At 38.9% G+C, this 19,989-nt stretch carries 21 protein-coding genes and 1 tRNA gene; 19 read left to right on the plus strand and 3 right to left on the minus strand.

The genetic code is table 11. From position 1 onward, the window contains the following. Positions 1 to 66 precede the first annotated feature (66 nt). Genes BHV73_RS11710 through rsmD form a run of 3 tightly spaced genes read left to right on the plus strand, consistent with a single transcriptional unit; the run spans position 67 to position 2,088 of the window. Complete coding sequence (locus tag BHV73_RS11710) at positions 67 to 753, plus strand: hypothetical protein (RefSeq protein ID WP_009122964.1); 687 nt, start codon at positions 67 to 69, stop codon at positions 751 to 753. Positions 754 to 769: 16 nt separating this feature from the next. Then, complete coding sequence (locus BHV73_RS11715) at positions 770 to 1,549, plus strand: DUF3822 family protein (protein ID WP_087412368.1); 780 nt, start codon at positions 770 to 772, stop codon at positions 1,547 to 1,549. Next, positions 1,540 to 2,088 (plus strand): 16S rRNA (guanine(966)-N(2))-methyltransferase RsmD, encoded by a 549-nt coding sequence (gene rsmD / locus BHV73_RS11720; protein ID WP_087412369.1) that lies wholly within the window; start codon positions 1,540 to 1,542, stop codon positions 2,086 to 2,088. Before BHV73_RS11715 ends, rsmD begins: the two co-directional genes overlap by 10 nt. A 48-nt stretch (positions 2,089 to 2,136) precedes the next feature. Here the strand turns inward: rsmD and cls are convergent, their stop codons facing one another. The 3 genes from cls to BHV73_RS11735 all read right to left on the minus strand — a co-directional run bounded on the left by cls (position 2,137) and on the right by BHV73_RS11735 (position 7,076). After that, complete coding sequence (gene cls, locus BHV73_RS11725) at positions 2,137 to 3,576, minus strand: cardiolipin synthase (protein WP_087412370.1); 1,440 nt, start codon at positions 3,574 to 3,576, stop codon at positions 2,137 to 2,139. Between the two features lie 73 nt (positions 3,577 to 3,649). Then, a complete protein-coding gene (locus tag BHV73_RS11730) occupies positions 3,650 to 6,562 on the minus strand; it encodes a TonB-dependent receptor (protein WP_087412371.1) in 2,913 nt (970 codons plus the stop codon). A gap of 100 nt (positions 6,563 to 6,662) precedes the next feature. Continuing rightward, a complete protein-coding gene (locus BHV73_RS11735) occupies positions 6,663 to 7,076 on the minus strand; it encodes a hypothetical protein (RefSeq protein ID WP_009122959.1) in 414 nt (137 codons plus the stop codon). 110 nt (positions 7,077 to 7,186) lie between these two features. On the opposite strand from BHV73_RS11735, the gene aroB reads away from it, so the two are divergent. The 16 genes from aroB (at position 7,187) to BHV73_RS11815 (ending at position 19,987) form a co-directional block, all read left to right on the plus strand. Next, the gene (aroB, locus tag BHV73_RS11740) at positions 7,187 to 8,248 is read left to right on the plus strand and encodes a 3-dehydroquinate synthase (RefSeq protein WP_087412372.1); all 1,062 of its coding nucleotides are present in this window, start codon (positions 7,187 to 7,189) and stop codon (positions 8,246 to 8,248) included. Between the two features lie 107 nt (positions 8,249 to 8,355). Further along, positions 8,356 to 8,430 (plus strand) — tRNA-Pro (locus tag BHV73_RS11745). A 127-nt stretch (positions 8,431 to 8,557) separates the two neighbouring features. Beyond that, positions 8,558 to 9,778, plus strand: a complete 1,221-nt coding sequence (locus BHV73_RS11750) for a site-specific integrase (protein ID WP_087412373.1) — start codon at positions 8,558 to 8,560, stop codon at positions 9,776 to 9,778. 69 nt (positions 9,779 to 9,847) lie between these two features. Beyond that, positions 9,848 to 10,690, plus strand: a complete 843-nt coding sequence (locus BHV73_RS11755) for a hypothetical protein (RefSeq protein ID WP_087412374.1) — start codon at positions 9,848 to 9,850, stop codon at positions 10,688 to 10,690. A gap of 283 nt (positions 10,691 to 10,973) precedes the next feature. Then, on the plus strand, positions 10,974 to 12,065 hold the full coding sequence (locus tag BHV73_RS11760) for a hypothetical protein (protein ID WP_087412375.1): 1,092 nt from the start codon (positions 10,974 to 10,976) through the stop codon (positions 12,063 to 12,065). A gap of 397 nt (positions 12,066 to 12,462) precedes the next feature. Further along, positions 12,463 to 12,648 (plus strand): hypothetical protein, encoded by a 186-nt coding sequence (locus BHV73_RS11765; protein ID WP_087412376.1) that lies wholly within the window; start codon positions 12,463 to 12,465, stop codon positions 12,646 to 12,648. After that, on the plus strand, positions 12,608 to 13,264 hold the full coding sequence (locus BHV73_RS11770; RefSeq protein WP_087412377.1) for a hypothetical protein: 657 nt from the start codon (positions 12,608 to 12,610) through the stop codon (positions 13,262 to 13,264). Before BHV73_RS11765 ends, BHV73_RS11770 begins: the two co-directional genes overlap by 41 nt. Before the next feature lie 473 nt (positions 13,265 to 13,737). Then, positions 13,738 to 14,757 (plus strand): DUF3871 family protein, encoded by a 1,020-nt coding sequence (locus tag BHV73_RS11775; RefSeq protein WP_087412378.1) that lies wholly within the window; start codon positions 13,738 to 13,740, stop codon positions 14,755 to 14,757. A 133-nt stretch (positions 14,758 to 14,890) separates the two neighbouring features. Then, positions 14,891 to 15,145, plus strand: a complete 255-nt coding sequence (locus tag BHV73_RS11780; protein ID WP_004292581.1) for a type II toxin-antitoxin system Phd/YefM family antitoxin — start codon at positions 14,891 to 14,893, stop codon at positions 15,143 to 15,145. Next, complete coding sequence (locus BHV73_RS11785) at positions 15,142 to 15,411, plus strand: Txe/YoeB family addiction module toxin (RefSeq protein WP_087412379.1); 270 nt, start codon at positions 15,142 to 15,144, stop codon at positions 15,409 to 15,411. Before BHV73_RS11780 ends, BHV73_RS11785 begins: the two co-directional genes overlap by 4 nt. An 81-nt stretch (positions 15,412 to 15,492) precedes the next feature. Continuing rightward, positions 15,493 to 15,939 (plus strand): JAB domain-containing protein, encoded by a 447-nt coding sequence (locus BHV73_RS11790; protein ID WP_087412380.1) that lies wholly within the window; start codon positions 15,493 to 15,495, stop codon positions 15,937 to 15,939. A 149-nt stretch (positions 15,940 to 16,088) separates the two neighbouring features. After that, positions 16,089 to 16,676 carry a tyrosine-type recombinase/integrase gene (locus BHV73_RS11795; protein WP_087412381.1) on the plus strand — a complete coding sequence of 196 codons (588 nt, stop codon included), beginning with the start codon at positions 16,089 to 16,091 and terminating at the stop codon, positions 16,674 to 16,676. A 614-nt stretch (positions 16,677 to 17,290) separates the two neighbouring features. After that, positions 17,291 to 18,118, plus strand: coding sequence for a hypothetical protein (locus BHV73_RS11800; RefSeq protein ID WP_286738404.1), 828 nt, complete (start codon positions 17,291 to 17,293; stop codon positions 18,116 to 18,118). 5 nt (positions 18,119 to 18,123) lie between these two features. Further along, positions 18,124 to 18,504, plus strand: a complete 381-nt coding sequence (locus tag BHV73_RS11805) for a hypothetical protein (RefSeq protein ID WP_286738405.1) — start codon at positions 18,124 to 18,126, stop codon at positions 18,502 to 18,504. Positions 18,505 to 18,522: 18 nt separating this feature from the next. Next, complete coding sequence (locus tag BHV73_RS11810) at positions 18,523 to 18,978, plus strand: lipocalin-like domain-containing protein (RefSeq protein ID WP_087412384.1); 456 nt, start codon at positions 18,523 to 18,525, stop codon at positions 18,976 to 18,978. A 478-nt stretch (positions 18,979 to 19,456) separates the two neighbouring features. After that, the gene (locus BHV73_RS11815; RefSeq protein WP_087412385.1) at positions 19,457 to 19,987 is read left to right on the plus strand and encodes a hypothetical protein; all 531 of its coding nucleotides are present in this window, start codon (positions 19,457 to 19,459) and stop codon (positions 19,985 to 19,987) included. The last annotated feature ends 2 nt before the right edge of the window (positions 19,988 to 19,989 follow it).

The following is a 19,989-nucleotide window of genomic DNA, read 5'->3' on the forward strand; positions in this document are numbered from 1 at the left end:
ATCGTTTTTAAATTTATTTCTTTTATTTTTGCGGTGCGAATATAACAACTAAAAAACATATTTATCATGAAAACAGTATTTAATATCGTTTTAGGCTTATGTGCTCTGGTCTTAGTTTATATCTGCTATGCCAGTATCATGGGTCCTATAAACTTTGAAGAAGCCAAAAAGCACAGAGACGCAGCAGTTATCGCACGTCTGATCGACATCCGTAAAGCACAGTTGGAATATCGTGGTTTGCATGACCAACAATATACCGCCAGTTTCGATACGCTGATTGACTTCGTAAAGAATCAGAAACTTCCGTTCATCTTCAAACAAGGAGAATTGGATGACAAACAGTTGGAAGACGGTTTGACTGAAAAGAAAGCTATCAACATCATCAATAAAGCCAAGAAGACCGGTAACTATTCAGAAGTAAAGAAATGGGGATTGGAAAACTTCAAACGTGATACCATGTGGGTAGCCGTATTGGATACTATCTTCCCGAAAGGCTTCAACGCAGATTCTATGAGATATGTTCCTTTCGGAAACGGTGCGCAGTTTGAAATGGCTATCCGCAACGATACAGCCAAATCAGGTGCTCCTTTCTGTCTGCTCGAGGTTAAGACTCCGTACGATGTATATCTGAATGGTTTGGACAAGCAGGAAATCGCTAACTTGAAAGACCTTCAAACTAAGTTAGGTAAATACTCAGGTTTGATGATCGGTAGCTTGGAAACAGCTAACAACAACGCCGGTAACTGGGAATAATCCACCGACAATACGTATGATAGAAACAACTGATTTTAGTAAATCGGAACAATATACCTTATCCATCCGTCTCAGTACGGATGGATTTTCTTTTTCTATATTCAACCCTCTCGGCGACGGTGAAGTTTCTTTCTATGAGCGTGAGGTAGATGATTCTTTATCTTTAACCGCCAACCTGAAACAAACTTTCCGGGAAGTGGAATGGCTGAACTTCGCTTTCCGCCGTGTCAATGTGCTCATGGCAAACAAGCGCTTCACATTCATTCCTTTAGAGTTTTTTGAGGATGAACAGGTAGAAACCGTATTCTATCATAATCACCCCAAGCAGGAAAACGAACTGGTACAATATAATATTCTGCACAAAAACAATATAGTCGTACTGTTCGGTATGGATAAAAGTACTTATTCACTTTTACGGGAACAATATCCGAACATCCGTTTCTATTCTCAAGCAAGTCCGTTTATAGAATACTTTGCGACTAAAAGCCGGCTGGGCAACTGCCGGAAAATGTATGTACATCTACGTAAAGAAGCAGTAGACATATACACCTACGAACGTGGCCGGTTGACATTCGCCAACGCTTTTGCGTGCAAGGAAGCCAACGACCGTATCTACTACATCCTCTATATATGGAAACAACTCGGCATGGAACAGGAACGCGACGAACTTCACCTTACCGGCGAACTGTCCGACAAAGAGCAACTGCTGCCCGAACTGAGAAAATTCATCCGACAGGTATTCATCATGAACCCTGCCACTAATCTTGACCTGCAAGCCATTAACCTATGCGAGTAATCAGCGGAATATATAAAAGAAGACGCTTTGATGTGCCTCATACATTCAAAGCACGCCCGACTACGGATTTTGCCAAAGAAAACCTGTTCAACGTACTATCCAACTATCTCGACTTTGAGGAGGGTGTGCGTGCCCTTGACCTGTTTGCCGGTACAGGCAGTATCAGCATAGAACTTGTGTCCAGAGGTTGCGACCAGGTTATCAGTATAGAAAGAGACCGTGACCATTACGCCTTTATCTGTAAAGTGATGCAAGAACTGAAAACCGACAAATGTCTACCCGTCCGCGGTGATGTATTCAAATACATACGAGGCGGCCGAGAGCAGTTCGACTTCATCTTTGCCGACCCGCCTTACGAGCTAAAAGGACTTGAAACTCTACCTGACCTGATTTTTGAAAATAACCTTTTAAAAGAAGACGGTCTGTTTGTTCTGGAACATGGAAAAAGCAATAATTTTGAAAGCCATCCTCATTTTGTAGAAAGAAGAGTATACGGTAGCGTAAACTTCTCCTTTTTTAAATTGAAAGTTGAAAGTTGAGAGTTTGCCGCACAGTGAAACTTTCACCTTTCAGCTATCAACTTTCAACTATAAAAGTGGTGCCAGCAAACGCACCACACTCTCTGCCGCCTTACGATACCACGGTCGTTTTTCCCAGTTCTTGGAGAATACTTGTACACACTCCCGTTGATCCTGCAGAAATATCTCACGCATCTGGAGAGCCGTTTCAGTATCGTATATAAATGCATTCACTTCAAAGTTATGTTCAAAACTACGGAAGTCCACATTTGTAGAGCCTACAGTAGATAATTCATCATCCGAAACCATCAATTTGGAGTGCAGAAATCCTTTTTTGTAGAAATAAACTTTCACTCCCGCCCGTAATGCTTCTGCCAAATAAGAACAAGAGCCTAAATGCGTCAGTCTGTTATCTGCACGGTAAGGGAGCATCAAACGCACATCAACTCCTGCTAAAGCCGCTGTCTGCATTGCTACGGCAACGGCCTCCGTCGGCAGGAAATAAGGAGTTTGTATGTAGAAATATTTTCGTGCACCGGTTATCGCCATGACAAGTCCCTGCATAATCTCTTTCCAAGGGCCTATCGGTTCACTTGTTACAATCTGCGCCAACGAGGTTCCGCAATTATCGACTTTCGGAAAATAGCGGGCGGACGTTATCAAAGTACGATCTACAAAATACCAGTCGAGCAAAAACGCCGTCTGCAAGCCGTGCACAGCTTTACCATCCAGCAAAATATGAGTATCACGCCAGATACCCCAAGAGAATCCGCGCATATAACGCTCTGCCAAATTCATTCCGCCGACAAATCCGATACGCCCGTCAATAACCGCAATCTTACGGTGATTACGATAGTTCACCTTACTGGTAAACAATGGAAAACGAACCTTCAAAAAACTACGCACTTCCACGCCCGCCTCACGCATCTGATCATAAAAACGGTGGGGAACATGCCAGCATCCCACATCATCATAAATAACACGCACCTCTACCCCCTGTCTTGCCTTATCTACCAATACATCTCGCACCATACGCCCAATGGCATCATCCTCAAAAATATAGAACTCCATGTGGATATGTTTCGTAGCCTTCTGCAACTCGCGCAACAAGGATTGGAGCATGGAAAGCCCTCTCGTATAGACTTCCACACGGTTTCCGTCAAAGGGAAATGCTTGGTTAGTATTACGGAACAGGGCGATGAGACGGCTGTAATTCATCGGAAGTACACACGAATTCTGGGCAAGATATTCCGCCATCGGCTTCTTCAGCAAACGGTTGTAGCTCTTCTTCCCGATGACACGTACACGCCGTTGACTACGACCGAAGAAGAAGTAAAGCACAAGCCCCGCTAATGGCAGAAACATTAATATCAATATCCACGCCATCGTCTTTACCGGATTTCGGTTGTCGAGGATGATGACCGTAATTGTTCCGATAATTGCACCAAAATAGATTATATCAAATGCTACTGTGGCAATCAGGCTGGCTATGAGGTTCCAATCAAACATACATTTGTCATAAAGAGTAAAACAAATGTATAAAAAACAAAGGGATTTTTACGACCTATTACATTGATTAACATTAAAACGGACGACGCCCACCGCCAAATCCGCCCCGATGTCCTCCCGGATGGCCGCCAGGGCCGCCAAACCCTCTTCGCCCCTGCATGCTTTCGCGAGCAGCCTTACTGCCAAAGATATTCAAGCGATAAATAAAGTGCAGCATACAATAGCTGTTGATACCGTTATAAGAAGATACCGAACGTGCATCTGCCGTCAACGAACGACTGATATTACTCTGCTGTTTCAGTATATCGTACATCTCAAAACTTACAGTAGCCGCACCTTTCAGGAAAGACTGCGAAAGTTGGGCATTCCAAATCAATTCGTTACGGTTCATGCTGCTATCCGTATAGCCGCGACGACTCTGATTGGTAATATTGGTAGAAAGCGTCATCTTCCAGGGCATCGTTATATTAGTCAAAGCACCGTAAGAGAAGGTATAAGGTTCCTGATTATTCTCCGGACGCAATTTGCTGCGCTCGGCCGTATAAGAAATAGAACCGTTCAGTCCAAATTCAAACCAATCGTTACGATAAGCTCCGTTCAACCGTTCACTCAGCGTTAATCCGGTAGTGGTATTCTTATCGTCCACCTTTGTATCCTTATTGTATAGGAAAGCTACATTATTGGCATAATTGATATTCGAGAAAGAATTTATCGTAAACTTCTTATTCTTCAATGCCGTATTGAATCCAAACATGCCGAAAGCGTTCCAATTACCGTTGATATTCTTCGGAGTGGTAGTTCGCCCACCGGTTTGCTCATTATATATCGTACTGTTGCTGATACTATTCTGAGTCGTCGAGAAGCTGACATGCGTCATCATACCACGCTGCAGTTCTGCGTTATATGTATTATAAAACAAACGCATATTATGCGTAAACGCAGGTTTCAGGCCGGGATTACCCACTTTGATATTCAGTGGATTTGAATTATCGGCAATCGGCAATAAGTTCTCCATACTCGGCTGACTGCTACGCCCACGATACATGAAACGTAACTGGCTCACTTTGGAGAAACGGTAGCGAAAATCAATATTCGGAGCAAAGTTAAATACGTTACGTGTCGTATCAATCATATAATCACCACGTTTGTAGGACAGTACCGAATGTTGCGGCTGGAAAGACATTCCCGCGCTCAACTGATACTTTTCACGGATGAAACGCAACGATACAGACGCATCATGATTATAGTACCTATACTCTGCATATTTGCCCAAACTATCCACCGGATGCGTTTCATATCCTGCGGGTAATGGTCCGTTGATATCCCATTCGGGAAAGCTCAACATATCAAACGTAGTCTTATCGCTCTCACTATACTTATACTGGAACTGATAACTGAACTGTAAAAAAGTAGCCCGTGCAATCGGCTCGCTGTATGTAATTTGGGCGCTATAATTATAATTGCGGGTGGGAGTCGTAATGTATTGGTTACGATACAGGATGGAGTCACCTCCCAATGCATTCAATATCTGATAGTAACGAGTTTCTGACTGCGTATATTGGTCGTTATCGTTATCCCCGTAACCAAAACGTCCGCGAAAAGTAACATTACGTCCTCTGTCATTAAGTTTCCTGTTCAGCTGCAAAGTAGCCGCTGTAGAGATACTCTTACTTTTACTTAAAGAAGCGTCGTTCGTAGCATTGACACGAATATCTTCCAAAGGATCATCTGTCATCTGGTCGAAATTGAGGAAATCGTTCGGGTTGGCAACCAAACTATACGGATCGATATTGAATGTTCCCGACTCCGATCCGGAAGCATTATTCGTTTTACCATAAGAGAAGTTCGGACGGAAAATAATATTGGTCATTGAGTCCGGCTTCCACTCCAAACGGAAATCAGCATTAAAGTCTATATTCTTGTTCCTATTGACGGAATTGGAGTTTGAATACGAGTTTCCGTTCTGCAGGAAACGTTCGGAGGAGTTGGTACTGATAATATCCGCGCCTCTATAATTATATCGGGCGCTGCCGCCAACTTCCAGTTTGGATGTTTCCGTAGCGAAATTCGCACCCAATGTTTTAGTAGCCACCAAACCGTTATTTCTGCGCCAACGCGGACCACCGCCACCGCCCGAGAAGCCTTGGTCATTGACATTATTCGCCGAACCGATCAAGGAGAACTGCGTTTTATCCACAAAATGATTCACCATCATACGAGCCATATAGCGGTCTTCCGTACCATAAGCAACATCCGCATTACCAAACCAGCCCCTGTTCATGCCTTTCTTCACAGTGAGGTCAAGCACCGTTTCCTCTTCACCGTCGTCTATACCGGTGATACGTGCCAGGTCTGATTTCTTATCGTAGGTTTTCAGTTTATCAATCATATCGACGGGCAAATTCTTCAATCCGGTTTTTACATCACCGCCAAAGAATTCTTTGCCATCTACCATAATTTTCTTCAACTCCTTACCATTAATCTTCACGTTACCGTCGTCATCAATTTCGGCGCCGGGAAGTTTCTTCACCAATTCTTCCAGCATCGCGCCTTCCGGAGTACGGTAAGCGGTAGAATTATACATTAATGTATCTTCCACCACTTGTACTTGCGGCGCTTCGGCGGTTATCACGGCTTCAGCGAGCATAATGGCATCCGTTTCGAGCGTTACCGTACCGACATTCTTATTCAGTACATTGGCATACAGATGCAAAGGGATAAATTTATTCTTAAAACCGATATAGGAAACTTTCAATACATACTTCCCGGCATTCACCTTCGGCAAGGTAAAATAGCCATTTCCTGTAGTAGCGACACCGGCAGCATAGGCGCTGTCCGGCAATGAAAGTAACTGAATAGTAGCTTGTACCGCAGGTTCGTTCGTATCCTCGACCACACGACCGGAGACGGTAATGTTTTTTGTTTGTGAAAAAGCGGATAATGCCGTTGCCAGCAACAACATTGCTCCGGTGATAATTCTTTTCATGCCCTGTCTTCTAAATGATCAACAATGTTTATTTGTAACTGCTTCATTTGACAAACTTACGGACAAAAGGTTTAATGCCTAACAGATTGATTTTATTTAATTATCGATTATTCCGCTTAAATAACCGGTCAACAGTCGCTTTCTTTATACCAAATTCAAGACAAAGAACATTTATAATCAGGAATATCAAGAAAGAAGAGGAGTCTACAGACATCAAATCACCTTGTGCCACACGATAGAGCATGTTACCAAAGATGAAAAACACCGTCAAAAACATAGCGTTCCGCGTAGCTTTGTTACGTATTGCCTCCACCTCTTTACATTCATTTTTTGTTAAAGCGAATATTATCATCAATGCCCCCAACATCATCAAAAGTTTGGAACATTCCTTATAAAACAGCAAATTAGCATCCGTTACCCTGCCCATCATCACCATTAAGAACGGCAGAAACAAAGCGAGCGCAATTATACAATATCCAAGCGGACGACAATATACGGGAAGTAAAGCTTTCATTTGGATTTCAGAATTATGGTTTCAGATTTATTTTCGTGAGACAAAGGTAGCATTTATTGTCGAAAGAATTATCTTTGTCCCGCAATAAATCATAAATCAGCAATTTTCTCATGAGTAAACAAGAAGTAATCCTTTGCGAAAAACTCGAAAGCAGTCTGACGCATGCCATTGAGAAGTGTCCTCACGATAAGCTCTTCATCCTTACCGACGAACATACCCACCGTCTTTGTTTGCCGCAACTGCAAAGTATTCCCGCACTGCAAGATGCTGCCGAAATCATTATCGGAGCAGAAGATATGCATAAGAATCTGGAAACGCTGACTTCGGTGTGGCAGGCTTTAAGCGAGCAAGGAGCTACCCGCCACTCACTATTAATAAATTTGGGCGGCGGTATGGTAACCGATCTCGGCGGTTTTGCCGCTTCCACCTTTAAACGAGGAATAGCTTATATCAATATCCCCACGACCTTGCTTGCTATGGTAGATGCATCGGTAGGCGGAAAAACAGGTATTAATTTCAACGGATTGAAAAACGAAATCGGAGTTTTTGCACCTGCCGCCAGCGTATTGTTGGAAACCGAATTCTTACGCAGTCTCGATTCCCATAATTTCTTCTCCGGTTACGCCGAAATGCTGAAACATGGTCTAATCAGCACTCCCGAACATTTAACAGAATTATTATCTTTCGATACGGAAAACATAAACTATACTGCTCTCAAAGCAATGGTAGGCCGTTCTGTTCAAGTAAAAGAAGATATTGTAGAACAAGACCCCCAAGAACATGGTATACGTAAGGTGCTTAACCTCGGCCATACCGTAGGGCATGCTTTCGAGAGCCTTGCCTTGGCAGAAAACCGTCCGGTACTCCATGGTTATGCCGTAGCGTGGGGAATAGTATGTGAACTTTATCTTTCGCATATACAAACGGGCTTCCCTAAAGAAAAGATGCGTCAAACCATTCAGTTTATCAAGGAGAATTACGGAGCCTTTGCTTTTAATTGCAAACAATATGACCGCTTGTATGAACTGATGCAGCATGACAAGAAAAATACCGCCGGCATCATTAACTTCACACTGCTTAAAGAAGTCGGGGATATTTGTTTGAATCAAACGGCAGACAAAGAAACAATATTCGAGGTATTCGACTTTTATCGGGAATGTATGGGTGTATAAGCTCCTTATTAGCATAAAGAATATAAAGAAGTTACAAAATAAAGGAGCAAAAAGTTAAGGAATTATTTGCTATTTCAAAATAAAGCCGTACTTTTGCATCCGCAATTCGGGGTGTAGCTCAGCCCGGTTAGAGTACGCGTCTGGGGGGCGTGTGGTCGCTGGTTCGAATCCAGTCACCCCGACTGGTGAAAAAGCATTGATAATCTGATGATTGTCGATGCTTTTTTGTTTTAGGTAGTTCTTGTAACTATGGCGGTTGACGCGATGGTTGACGCGTAAAAGTCAACCAAGAAGTCAACCGTAATTTTAATGAAAGCATCAATTTCTGTAATCTGTTACAAGCATAAAGTGCTTGCAAATGGAGAATCACCGTTAATGGTAAGAATAGCTAAAGACGGGAAACGTACCATGAGGAGTTTGGGCATATCTGTTAATCCTCAACATTGGGATTTTGACAAGAATCAACCAAAATCTAATTGTCCTAACAGAAACCAAATCAAGCAAATTATTTTGAGAACAGAAATGGATTACCAATCAAAAGTGCTTGATAAGGAAATCAAAAATGAAGAATTTACTACCTTGTCTTTAATTGATGGGCAGAAAGAAGATATTAAAGCCCAAACAGTGGAAGAGTTCTACTTATTTTTGATTAAAGAACTGAAAGAAGATGGCAGAATAGGCACAAGCTATGCTTATCTCAATTCGTACAGAACACTAAAGAATTTCAATAAAGGAAAGAAGTTAAATTACACCTTTAGTTATATTGATGTAGAGTTCTGCAAGAAGTTTGAAAAGTGGATGCGCTGTAAAGGCAATAATGATGTTACTATCAGCTATCAATTCAGAACACTAAGAGCTACATTTAACAAAGCCATTGAAGCTAAAGTTGTCAGCAGAGATAAAAATCCATTCATAGAATACAAACTAAGCCGCTTCAATACCAAGACAGCTAAGAGAGCGTTATCTAAAGATGATATTCTTAAAATCATAGATGCAGATTGCAGTCAAGCAAGCGAGAAACGGCAGTTTACACAAGACATTTTTACGTTTTCTTATCTCTGTGGTGGAATCTCGTTTGTGGATATAGCCCACTTGACAGAAACGAATATTGTAGAAAATAGATTGCTTTATCAAAGACAAAAGACACATGGAAGCATAAACTTGATGCTGACAGATAGAGCCAAACAGATTATTCAAAAATATAGCTTATATCAACGTCAGACAGGTTATTTGTTTCCTATACTGCATAATAAGCGTCATGTTACACCTATGCAGCAGAATAACAGAGTACATAAAATCTGCCATCAGATTAACACAGAATTAAGAGCATTTGCTAAAGAATTAGAAATAACAGCAGAAGTTACCACCTATGTTGCAAGGCATTCGTTCGCAACCATCTTAAAAAAGTCTGGAGTAAATATAGGAATTATATCACAAGCATTAGGACATCAAGATATTAAGACCACCCAAATCTATCTAAGTCAATTTGATAATGAACAAGTAGATGATGCCATGAAGAATTTACTCTAAGCCAATAATTCCCCATTTGCAGCAATGCAGGTGGGGATTATTTTTTAACTTTGTCTTAAACTAATAATTATGGAGCAACTAAAGGACGATTATATAAACATTGACACCCGTCTGGAATATATGGAAGCCATAGCCATAAAATATGTTCCAGACGTAGATATAGACACATCCACAGGAGAAAGATATGTCTGTGGCACTACCGCCTTACCTATATTCATAAGGAGATGCAATCAAAATAAACTATATGGCAACTTCACATACGAAGATTATATAGCCCATGAGGATATACAGAATACTCTGAAAGGTTTGGGAGTTGATATAGATAAGTTCTGGTTTTTGCTCCTGTTCATCTTTGACTATACTTGTGGCACGTGCTTGGATGGGATGAAAGCCACAGGCATTGGAATAGAACAGCTCACCAAATTTGCCAAAGCCATAGCTGACAATCATAAGGAGATTAACCAATTTGGAGTAAGTTTTAAAAAGCCTATCACCGTATCTGTAAAGGTGGAGGGCAAGCATCAGATAGTAATTGATAATGAGAATGCCATAGGATATTTGGCTGCTACCATTGCCAATAACTTAAAGGAGATGGAGGAACACCCTTGGATGCAAAGCCAGCAAGTCAGCATAAGTATCCAAGCAGAAGAAAAGGAATCCGTTCAGATATGGTTGTTCTATAAGATGTTCAATGACTTCTTCAATTTAGAGCCATATAACAAGCAGTTTAATATCAGACAAAAGAAAGGAAGTGCCATATCACTTAGTAAGACATTACTCATATCAAGGCTTATCCACTTCACCAAGCTGTCCACGAATAAGAATTTCTCAGAAGATGAATTTACTTTAAAAGGCTATATCAAGCAATATAAAGACAAAAGAATTGATACAGCGAATAGCATATACTTCTAATAAACTTCTGATAATTAATACAGTCCTGCTTCATACCATTAAGAGGGTACATAAAAGCAGGACTTTTTTTCTCTCTTTTAATCCAGCCATTATATACCATCTTTGCACCGTCAAAACGAGAGCGGACGAGCTAATAATTAAGAGGGAAAGCAAAACCGCTCATTATTTTCTCTCTTTTAATCAGCCCAGAAGCAAGTAGTTTTGCAGCGTAATCAGAAAGCCAAGTGCGCATAGGTTTGACGATTGCACAGAACATTTTAATAACAATTAAAAACAAACGAATATGAAAACATTAAATGTAAATGAAACAAAGATGGTTAATAACAGTGTAGAATCAAATAACGCAACTATGGGTAACGTAGAGGAACTGACTAAGGTTTTGAATCAAGAAGAAAAGGAATTACAGCGTCTCACTAAAAGAAATGCAAATGAAGCAGTGATAGCAGCACAAAAGAATGTAGTTGATAATGCCAAAGCCAAACTGGAACAGGCACAGGAATTTGAAAGAATATCCAAAGAGAAAGCTGTCAATAGCTTTTTCACATTCTCAGTAGTGGATGAAGAAACAGGTGTAAGAACTGAACAACAGAAAAAGATAGCATTCGTTAAGAACAACAGACCTGTAAATTCCAAGAAAGTGGATGGCTTTATAGCTTTGATAGCCGCCAATAAATATGACAAGGCTTTTCCCATTATCGTAATGGAAGCCTCAAAGCTGATTGAAGCAGGTTATACTGTAACAGACATCAATGGAAAGGAACTTACCAAAGAAGAAGCCAAAGACTACTTCGTTATCCTTGATGGGCAGCATAGAAGTACAGCATTTGCCAAACTGATTGCAACAGGAGAATATCAGAATCTGATTCCAAATGTTCATGTAAGAGATATTGAAAACGTAGGAGAATATCTGGTTGATATTAATAATGTAGGCAGCAGTTGGGACAAGAGGGATAAATTGGTTGTAGCTTCTCTGACAACTAAAGATGAACTGTTCCAAAATGTGGCGGAATTGCTGAATGAAGGCTTCAACCCATCTACCGCCATGCTGATTTACACAGGTAAGAGTTTACCAGACAAACAAGTAAACAAGGCTTTAAAAGGTGAAAAAATAATATTTCCAAAAGGTGTGGAAATTAACATTGAAAGAGGAAACAAGTTCATCAACTTATGCAAGGCAGCCAACATGAGCGTCAGTTTCATTACCAAACGTTACTTCATCAAAGACTTCAACAGTTATGCCAAATCCACAAGCGAAGAACAGGCATTTGAAGCATTAAACAAATTGAAAGAGCTGAACTATACAGAAACAAATTGGAAAGATATTAAAGAAGAAGATGACTTCATAGAAATACTGAAAGAAGCTCTGGAAGCATAAGAAACCAACAGCAAAGCCCATCTGACAGGTGGGCTTACTCTCCCCAAATTCTTATACATTCTGAATGGTCTAAAGTCCAATTCTTAAATGTGTGGTCTTATCATTAGTTCCCCACTCATGGAATTACTATCTTTATAATACCATAAACAGATAATTCCACCACACAGATTAACAGACTTACAAACTATTCAGAATATCTAAAATGGAAGAATTTACTTATGAGCAGATAAGAGCTAAGGCTCTTAAACAGGGAGTGAAAGATAACAAAGTCCATATTGGATTATGGGCTAATCTTAATAACTATCTAAAGACAAGGAGAAAGAAAAATGGAAAGGTTACTACCTATTATATATCATTGCAGAAGTTGGCTTATTAACTCATTAATATTCAAACTGACATGATTATCCATTTGCCAACAGGAAAGAAGTTCCAAAATAGAAAGGAAGCCAAGATATACTTTGGGACTGCCTACTATTACAAGATGGAACGAGAGAAGAAAGATTTAGTGTTTACCAATAATGTTCAATCAGCTACTAATGAATATGAAGATACCTCAAAGACACCTGCAAAGCAGGACAAGTAACATTAGGCAGGACTATGCCACCATTAATAAATCAATAGTGGATAAGCTCAATCCACCCAATTTGTACAGGTTCTTCTGTCTGTCCTTATATAGAAATGACTATTATAAGGTCAGATGGAGAATTAAGGATTTAGCCAAACGGACTGGAGAGGAAGAAACAGCTCTAAAGAATTTCAATAAAGACATAGAGGCAGTGTTGGTTAGAAAGAGATACCCTGTACCAATCAACCACCCTATATATGAATTTACAATGAGAAGTCTTTACTGCATCCCACCAATAGACCATCCCAACTTTATAACACTATCCTACCTCTTTATGAAAGTGAATTTGGATATTAAAGTGAAAGGATATTATATCAAGCTCCTATTGATAGCAGAAGATAACAAGATATTGCTTTCTTCTAATAAATTAGCTGATAAATTGGGGATGGGTAAGAAAAGTGTTGAGAGTTATAATCTGGATTTATATAGTGCAGGTCTGTTAAGATATATACCCAAAGGGATAGAGCTTACTCCAAATGAACTATTATTAGACAATGATATAGCCAAACAACGTAAGGAGTGGAATCCCATCAACTCAAAAAACGTGTTTAAGATAGGATTCAAGCCCCAATAACAGGCAAGCAGGATTTTTCGTACTGTTTATTATTATATTAATAGATGGTACGAATAATCCTAAGTCTGCCTTATTATGAATTTAGAAGCATTTAAAGCTGGATTTCTAAGGTTGGGTACAACATTTAAGGCAAAAAATGGATTTTATAACCCCAATCCCCAAAATGTTGCACGAGATACCATACCACCATTTTAGTCCCCTCTCACCAAGCAAAAGGAAAATGAGAATTGATAGACAGCCACCCACCCCCTCAACCATTATAAATTTTACTATTCACCTCACATCATTCATGGACTTCTTAAAGCGATACACAATACAGACATAATGGTAATATAGTCTAATTGTAATATCGCTTAAATGTAATTCAGCGAATTGTAGTGAAGTCAAAATCGTCATGGAGCAATCCTAAATGATATGGGCTTTGACAATTCCAGAATTAATCCAATCAATAACCATTTAAACAATTTATCATTATGAGAAATTTAGTTATCATGCCAGCTATGGCAAACAATCGTGAGAGAATGAATTTGGGTGAATATGCAGAGGAAGCAACCGTCATCGTGGATGAACCTGTAAAACCTGCCAACCATTTCATTGAAGCCAACACGCAGGAAGCAACCTTGCGTCATCTAAAACATGACTGCATTACACCTGTGTTCTCTAAAGACAACGAACTTACCATTAACCATGCTGCATTTGTGGAAACCATACAGGATGCAGCCCAATCATTTTTTAGTGGTGAGAGAGTGGAACAGGCAGATATTCGTGTGAGCCACATTATTAAAGGAAGAATCCCAGAAGCCATCCACAAGCCAGCTAATCAATTATTGGAATCAGACAAGACCATCTATTATGAAAGAGCAGCTTTCAGCATTGATATTTCTACTATCTATGAAACGGTTGGAGGAAACAAGCTCAACCTTTCCATTGTAGGTGTGAGGGCTTATAATCAGATGAACTTATACAGCAAGAAAGTGCCAGAACTCTTTCGATTGGCTATTGGCTTCAAAAACCAAGTCTGTTGCAATATGTGTGTCTTTACTGATGGCTACAAGGATGATTTGAGAGTGAGCAACACAACTGAACTCTATCGTGCTGCTTTGGAACTGTTCAACAACTACAATCCTGCCAGACATCTTTATCTGATGCAGCAATTAGGTAACACTTCCATGAGTGAACACCAATTCTGTCAGATTATAGGTAAGATGCGGCTTTATCAATGCCTGCCAACAGGCTATCAAAAGGCATTACCAAGAATGTTGCTTACTGATACGCAGATTAACAGCGTAGCCAAAGCATACATCAATGACGAAAACTTTGGCAGCTTTGGAAGTGAGCTTAATATGTGGAAGTTCTACAACTCGCTTACAGGAGCTAACAAGTCAAGCTATATTGATTCATTCTTAGACCGTTCTTTGAATGCTACTGAAATAGCTTTGGGAATCAATGCAGCTTTACATGGTGATGAGAGATATAAATGGTTCATTGATTAAATGGGCTTATTGATTGAGAGAGGAAAGGGCAGCTATTCAGTTAGTTGTCCTTTCTTTATACTTAATAATTAACTATTTAAATTTGTAAGTACGCAAATAAGTACATATCTTTGCATTATAGAAAGGAGAACTTATGAGAACAGCCAATTACACAGATTTAAGAGCCAATCTAAAAGGTTATATTGATTCAGTCATTGACGATTGCGACACAGTGCTTATTAATCGTGGCAATGGCACAGGAGTAGTAATGATTTCATTGGAAGAATATAACTCTTTAAAGGAAACTGAATATATTATGTCGTCTGAACAGACCATGAATGATATTCGTAAAGGAGAAGAAGATTTAAAGGCAGGCAAAGGAATAGAAGTAAATTTAGATGAATTATGAAACTGATATTTACTCCTATTGCACAAGAGCATTGGGAATATTGGAAGAAAAATGACCCCAATATGACTAAACGCATAAAGAAACTGCTTGCTGATATATTGGAACATCCTTACACTGGAATAGGTAAGCCCGAACCTCTCAAATATGAGTTGGCAGGTAAATGGTCAAGGCGAATCAATTCAGAACACAGGCTTATCTATTCTGTGCATGATGATATGATAGAGGTTTATATATTCTCTATGAAATATCACTATTCCAAGAAGTAACTACATTATTACATTTAATGAGAAGGACATCTATTAAGTTAGGTGTCCTTTTTCTATTTATACACTTAAATTAGCAACATTATGAATATAGATTATACTGTGGGAGAAGTGGAACTATCTTACAAACCCAAATTCAAGAATATATATAAGGTAGTCAGTTCAGAGGACGCTTATAAATACTTACTCCCTACATATAAAGAGGGTACAATCTGTTACAAGGAATATTTCAAAGTGCTGTTCCTAAACCAAGCCAGCCAAGTTTTAGGCTATACGCTCATTTCAGAGGGTGGAATTACTGAAACCTGTGCTGATGTGAGAGTTATCATGCAGGCTGCATTACTTACCAATTCAGTAGCCATCATTCTTGCACATAACCATCCAAGTGGTAATCTGAAACCAAGTAGGCAGGATATGGAAATTACTAAGCAAGTCAAGGATGCAGCCCAAATTATGAGAATAAAAATCTTAGACCATATCATCCTTACTGATACAGGATATTACAGTTTCGCTGACGAGGGAGAGCTATAATAGGTAAAGGACATTCAATTTTTAAGTTGGGTGTCCTTATCATATTCACTTTGATAATTAGTGAATGTTCCTTTAGTAATCAATGAGTTAGTAAATCCAACTCAAAATTAATATTCACTTTTATTCATTTCATTATAAAACAGAACATTATGTCACTTAAATATTCAAGCACAACAGCAGACTATCTTGTTTGGTCTGACGCAATGAACCTCATAAGGAAGTTAGCCAAAGATGAGAATTATAAAGTCTCACTTCTTATAGCTTTGGGATGCTTCACAGGATTAAGAATATCTGATATTCTATCTCTAAGGTGGAAGCAGATATTAGATGCTGACGAGTTTACAGTAATAGAGAAAAAGACAAGTAAGGTAAGGACTATCAGACTGAATCCACAATTACAGGAACATATTAAAGAATGCTACGAACATATAAATCCTGTTGGAGTCAATGCACCTATCTTAGTAAGTCAGAAAGGCACTATCTTCACAGTCCAGAGAATCAATATCATTCTTAAAGAGGTGAAGAAGAAGTACAGGTTAAAGATTAAGAACTTTAGCTGCCATTCTCTTAGAAAGACCTTTGGTCGGCAGGTCTATAACATGAACAGCGATAATGCTGAACTTGCCTTAGTAAAGCTGATGGAACTGTTCAACCATAGTTCTGTTGCCATTACTAAGAGATACTTGGGATTAAGGCAGGAGGAAATCTTGCAGACTTATGAGTGTTTGAGCTTCTAATGACAGGCAGGACAAATTTAGAGCAAGGTCAGTCTTATAGACCCCAATCTGAATTTGTCCTACCCTCAAATTCAGACGGAGAAATTAACTTTAGCTTTATAAATCCATGTGGGTAACAATTTCTAAAATTCAGTTCTTATAAGGGGAATTATCATTTTGATACCCACATGGATTTGCAGAGTTTAGATACTATTCAGACTAAATATTTCATGCTGACTATGTTTAATGACACAATAGTTACTATTTATCCTCACTCCATGCTCATTAATTTAGAACCTTTCGCTATCTTTGCGCCAATTCCAATAAACTAATGAAATAGGGAGTTGGAAGGACATATTTAACGAAAGGTGTTATTGAAATTATCTTCGTGATGAAATTCTCGCAAAATTTCAACTGACTGTGAAGATGATAGCAATAGCACCCCACCATTGATATATACCTACCTTATATCTATAAGGCTTAGATATTGTCAAATTGGTGTGGGTTGCTATTGTTTTATCCACAGTCAAGGCAATGCGAGAAGCCCCATCATAGGATAAGACAGATATAGTTCCCACACCTCTTTTATTTTAACAGCTTATCCATAGGGAACAGGTAGGCATAGATAAATGGATATGAAAACCTACTTGTTGGATATTCTTAACAGATATAACAGATTCAGTGATAATCTGGATATAAAAACTATACTATGCAATAAGTCTTGGCAGATATTTAATAATACAGGATATAAAGAACTATACATCTTTCAGGAGGATGGTTCACTTATCGCATCAAGCAAAGGAAATGTAATTAATGCCACATGGAAGTACATTTCTGCGAACAAATCTCTCATAATCTCCTTCAAGGAACAATCATACATGTTGCATCCATCATTCTTGGATAATTTATTATTCGTCTTACAGAAAGATGGAACAGAGGAATACCTCTTTATGATTAACGAGGAACATAGTAACATCTTTCAGCCCAAATCATTGAATGACCTTACATTTTATCTTAAAAGACAAAAGGAAGTAGAGGAGAAGAAGCAATTACAACACGAACAAGCTATAAGGGCAGAGAGGCAGCGCATCCAAGAAGAAAATAAGTTGAAGCATTATAAAGAACAATGGATAACTTGTAGAAAGCAATTATGGGAACAACAACGATATAAGATATTAAATAGCAGCCTTGAATATCAAACAGCGTTAAAGAATAAGAAGAAATGGAGAACCATAAAATTCATCATATTCTTGCTATTTTTATGCTATTGGGGATGGTACATATTTTATGGAATAGACTATATAAATCAGTTCAAGGGATTTAGCTGGTGGGCACTTTTTATCGTTACTACATTTACTTTGTCCTTTCCTGCATTTATTGTTCTATGCCTAATTAAACCATATAAGACACCTACTCGATGTGAAGAAGAATTGAAACAAAACTTTATAAATAAAATAGATTAATGAGAATGATTAGATTATTAGCAACCTCATTATTGGTTGCATTGAGCATGGGAGTTAGCTCCTGTGGGGATGATGTTACTAATGAAATTATCCAACAAGAGCCAGACAATACTTTGGAATTATTAATTGGTACTTGGCAGGGAACAGGTGAAGCAGAGGGAGAAACCCTTACTTTTAACAAGGATAACTCCTATACAGAGATAAGTGGGAATGAAACTCTAAGCGGTAGATTTGAATACTTCCCTAACAGATATATGTTCGTTACTTACTACACAACTGATTGGGGAAAAGAAAATACCATCTATACAGTAGTTAAGATAACCAAAGAGGAACTATACCTCAATGACAATGGGCATAGTGATATAATAATTTATAAACGTAAATAATAACCAATTTAACAACAAATGAAAACTTTAAGATTCTTAGGAATGACCTTATTAATGGTCATGCTGGTTGTGAACTTTACAGCTTGTAGTGATGATGAAGAAGAACAGACAATCATTGAACAAGCCAACCTTATAGGTAAATGGCAATCCACATGGGAGAAGATTCACAAAGTGGAGAATGGTAAAGAAGTAGTTATTTCTGACGAAGCATATACCAATGGTTTGTGGGAGTTCAAAGCTGATGGAACTTGCATAGAAAGCCGTGTGGATGGTGGATATACAGAAACAAGTCGTTGGTCTTTAAAAGACAATAAACTGACTATCTCCTACAATGATGGTTATTCTGATGTCCTTACTGTCAATGAACTTACAGCCACTAAATTGGTTCTCGCTTTTGAGGATTGGGATAATTTGGACGATGGCAGTTTAGAATTGGATGACATAACTACGACTACTTATAAGAAGATTGACTAATAGCCAAACTAATTTAAGACGAAGCAGCATTTGAGAAAATTCTTATGCTGCTTCTATATACGCTCAAAGCATCAAATATCGCGCAATAGTGTTGGTTGCTTAGATTTGCATTATGGTGTTAAACCATAAAGAGAGATTATTAACTTTATTATTAATTCATCTTGGTTGTTGATAACAAAGTCAACCATAAAGTCAACCAATAGTAAAAGAGAATCCTACAACACTGATAATCAAAGATTATTACGCTATATAGTACGCGTCTGGGGGGCGTGTGGTCGCTGGTTCGAATCCAGTCACCCCGACTGGTAATTATCAAGGAGTTAAGTCAATGGCTTAGCTCCTTTTTCTTTATAGCGATTACATTTTTATTAAATTTTTCGGCTTCAAAAAGAAATATAAGCAATACCAATCCATAAATTCCTATCTTTACTTTCAAATTCACCCTTAATAGTTTCAATACAATCCTTAACATTAGCCTATGTTCGAATTTATAAAGAAATACAGCAACGGTTCCTTCTCTTTCGGCATTGAAGATAATCTGAAAGCAAAGTGCATGGAAATCCAATATGAAAATATAGACAAGTGTTGCGGCGTATATATCGTATATGGCTATCCCAAAGATAAAGGCGACAAAGAAATCGTTTACATAGGCAGTTCCGGCCATTTTGAAGACAACCGTCCCATCCCTCGCAAGGGCGGACTGCGAAGGAGACTTTACGGGCGGCAGAAGGATGATTTATCGGGCGAACTTATCTTTAGAAGTATATTATGGCCTCGATTGATGCAAAGAGACTCTATCCATAAATTAGAAATATGCTGGTACGATACGGGAAAAGAGCACAATCCCTTAATTGTTGAGTTCTGTCTGATACTAACACATATTATCTGCCGCAAAAGGCTGCCTGTTTGGAATAATGAATTAAAGCTGGACGGACGTTCAAAGAACGACTTCGAACAATTTGTAAAAGAACAAAATATAACATCTTTGATTACGGCAATAAACCAATAAGT

This window comes from Bacteroides sp. 44_46 (genome assembly GCF_001915465.1).
Taxonomy (GTDB): domain Bacteria; phylum Bacteroidota; class Bacteroidia; order Bacteroidales; family Bacteroidaceae; genus Bacteroides; species Bacteroides clarus.

Bases quoted from the DNA above. Each gene is read 5' to 3' on its own strand.
- BHV73_RS11730 (WP_087412371.1), bottom strand. From the start codon at position 6,562: ATGAAAAGAATTATCACCGGAGCAATGTTGTTGCTGGCAACGGCATTA.
- BHV73_RS11735 (WP_009122959.1), bottom strand. From the start codon at position 7,076: ATGAAAGCTTTACTTCCCGTATATTGTCGTCCGCTTGGATATTGTATA.
- BHV73_RS11790 (WP_087412380.1), top strand. From the start codon at position 15,493: ATGAATATAGATTATACTGTGGGAGAAGTGGAACTATCTTACAAACCC.
- BHV73_RS11810 (WP_087412384.1), top strand. From the start codon at position 18,523: ATGAAAACTTTAAGATTCTTAGGAATGACCTTATTAATGGTCATGCTG.
- BHV73_RS11780 (WP_004292581.1), top strand. From the start codon at position 14,891: ATGAGAACAGCCAATTACACAGATTTAAGAGCCAATCTAAAAGGTTAT.
- BHV73_RS11775 (WP_087412378.1), top strand. From the start codon at position 13,738: ATGAGAAATTTAGTTATCATGCCAGCTATGGCAAACAATCGTGAGAGA.
- BHV73_RS11710 (WP_009122964.1), top strand. From the start codon at position 67: ATGAAAACAGTATTTAATATCGTTTTAGGCTTATGTGCTCTGGTCTTA.
- BHV73_RS11795 (WP_087412381.1), top strand. From the start codon at position 16,089: ATGTCACTTAAATATTCAAGCACAACAGCAGACTATCTTGTTTGGTCT.
- BHV73_RS11800 (WP_286738404.1), top strand. From the start codon at position 17,291: ATGAAAACCTACTTGTTGGATATTCTTAACAGATATAACAGATTCAGT.
- BHV73_RS11715 (WP_087412368.1), top strand. From the start codon at position 770: ATGATAGAAACAACTGATTTTAGTAAATCGGAACAATATACCTTATCC.
- BHV73_RS11770 (WP_087412377.1), top strand. From the start codon at position 12,608: ATGAAGATACCTCAAAGACACCTGCAAAGCAGGACAAGTAACATTAGG.
- cls (WP_087412370.1), bottom strand. From the start codon at position 3,576: ATGTTTGATTGGAACCTCATAGCCAGCCTGATTGCCACAGTAGCATTT.
- aroB (WP_087412372.1), top strand. From the start codon at position 7,187: ATGAGTAAACAAGAAGTAATCCTTTGCGAAAAACTCGAAAGCAGTCTG.
- BHV73_RS11785 (WP_087412379.1), top strand. From the start codon at position 15,142: ATGAAACTGATATTTACTCCTATTGCACAAGAGCATTGGGAATATTGG.
- BHV73_RS11750 (WP_087412373.1), top strand. From the start codon at position 8,558: ATGAAAGCATCAATTTCTGTAATCTGTTACAAGCATAAAGTGCTTGCA.
- BHV73_RS11815 (WP_087412385.1), top strand. From the start codon at position 19,457: ATGTTCGAATTTATAAAGAAATACAGCAACGGTTCCTTCTCTTTCGGC.
- rsmD (WP_087412369.1), top strand. From the start codon at position 1,540: ATGCGAGTAATCAGCGGAATATATAAAAGAAGACGCTTTGATGTGCCT.
- BHV73_RS11760 (WP_087412375.1), top strand. From the start codon at position 10,974: ATGAAAACATTAAATGTAAATGAAACAAAGATGGTTAATAACAGTGTA.
- BHV73_RS11805 (WP_286738405.1), top strand. From the start codon at position 18,124: ATGATTAGATTATTAGCAACCTCATTATTGGTTGCATTGAGCATGGGA.
- BHV73_RS11755 (WP_087412374.1), top strand. From the start codon at position 9,848: ATGGAGCAACTAAAGGACGATTATATAAACATTGACACCCGTCTGGAA.
- BHV73_RS11765 (WP_087412376.1), top strand. From the start codon at position 12,463: ATGATTATCCATTTGCCAACAGGAAAGAAGTTCCAAAATAGAAAGGAA.